The 1,605-nt window shown below is 75.0% G+C and carries 3 protein-coding genes; all 3 read left to right on the forward strand.

What is annotated here, in order from left to right; all coding sequences use genetic code 11:
• Positions 1 to 555 (forward strand): hypothetical protein (locus H5J33_RS34580; protein ID WP_181798613.1); only part of this gene is annotated, 555 nt, incomplete at its 5' end.
• Complete coding sequence (locus H5J33_RS34585; RefSeq protein WP_181798614.1) at positions 552 to 1,001, forward strand: adenylate cyclase; 450 nt, start codon at positions 552 to 554, stop codon at positions 999 to 1,001. The genes H5J33_RS34580 and H5J33_RS34585, both read left to right, overlap by 4 nt.
• Before the next feature lie 17 nt (positions 1,002 to 1,018).
• Positions 1,019 to 1,605: nucleoside-diphosphate kinase (locus H5J33_RS34590; protein WP_181798615.1), on the forward strand; the 587-nt coding region annotated here is incomplete at its 3' end.

Genomic DNA, 1,605 nt, shown 5'->3' on the forward strand with positions numbered 1-1,605 from the left:
GTGCCGCACCGCGTCGCCCCCGCCACGGAATGGCGGCTGCTGGCGCACTATCGCGCCGTCAGCGCGCGGATCACCGCCAACGTGACGGGTGAACTGCGCACCGGACTGCCCCGGTTGGCGGACCGGGTCGCGCGGGTGCTGGCCGGGCCGGACACCGAGGCGGCGGCCGCCCTGCGGATGCTCACCGCCGACTCCCGGGTCGCGCGCCTGCTGGCCGAGCGGACCGCGGTGGCCGACTTCGACCTGCACCGCGACAACACGCTCAGCGACGGCGGCCGACTACACAAGATCGACTTCGACGGGCTGTGCCTGGGGCCCGCCGACTGGGCCGAGGCATGCTCCCTGGTGGGCGCGAGCGCCCTCTACCCGGCGGGCGGCGCCGGGCGCCGCCCGCACGACGGGACCGGCGGCCGGCTGCGCGTCCTGGTGCTGGTCCGGTTGCTGCTGGGCCTGTCCCACTTCCTCACCGGCCCGCGGACCGCCGCCCCCGTCGGGCACTACACACGGCTCTACCGCGACGCCGTGGCCGACTGGACGGCAGGGGCCGTCGCATGAGGGCGCGGCTGGAGACGGAGCGTCGGTTCCTGGTCCGCGACCACTCGGTGGTGCGAGGCAGCGAAGGCATCGAGATCGTCCAGGCCTACGTGTTCGCCGACGAACGCACCGTGGTGCGCGTGGGCCGCAGACACGGGGGCTGGCGGCTCACCGTCAAGGACAGCGGCAGCGGCCTGGTGCGCCGCGAACACCACACCCCGCTGCCCGAGGAGTTCGGCATGGCCCTGTTCACCTCCCCGTCCGTCCGCCGCTCGGTCAAGCGCCGCCACCGTGTCCCGTACGCCGGCCGTGTATGGCTGGTCGACGTGCACCGGGACGGCCCGGTGCTCGCCGAGGTCGAGCTCTCGGCGGCCGACGAAGCGCTGGCCGTGCCCGCGTGGTGCGGGGCGGAGGTCACCGGTGATCCGGCGTACGCCGACCACGCACTGGCCCGGGGCCCGGCGTGATGAGCACACAAAGGTCGTTGCTGCTCTTCAAACCGGACGCGGTGGCACACGGCATGGTCGACCAGGGGATCGCGGAGGTGCGCGCGGCCGGGCTGCGGGTCGCCGCCCGCCGCCGGTTCGAGCTGACCGAGGCGCAGCTGGCCGGCCTGTACTTCCGGATCCTTCCCGACGAACGGGCCCTCACCGCCGGTCTGCTGCGCCGCTACCTGGTCGGCCGGGCGGTCGAGGCGGCGGTGGTCGAGGGACCGGACGCGCTGGCCCGGCTGCTCGAGTACAAGTCCGCCACCCGGGCCCGGCTCGGCGGGTTCATCTACGGCAACTTCGTGCACTGCCCCGACAGCCCCGACGAGGCCGAGCGGCAGATCGAGGTCCTCACCGGGGACGGTCCCGGCCTCGGCTTCCGCCCGACGCACGCGCGGTGGCGCGGCTGGCCGGTGGCCGGCTGTGAACGGGCTCTGGACGAGGTGTGGGCCGATGTGCCCGGCCGCGGACTGACCCGGCCCGCGCGCTGGTCGCCCTGGGGCCGGGCCGCGGGCCTGCGGATCACCGTGCCCGCGCGCTGGGTGATCGCCTTCGACGACATCGCGGTGTTCCTCGCCCGCCT

This window comes from Streptomyces sp. WELS2, assembly GCF_013870595.1.
GTDB lineage: Bacteria > Actinomycetota > Actinomycetes > Streptomycetales > Streptomycetaceae > Streptomyces.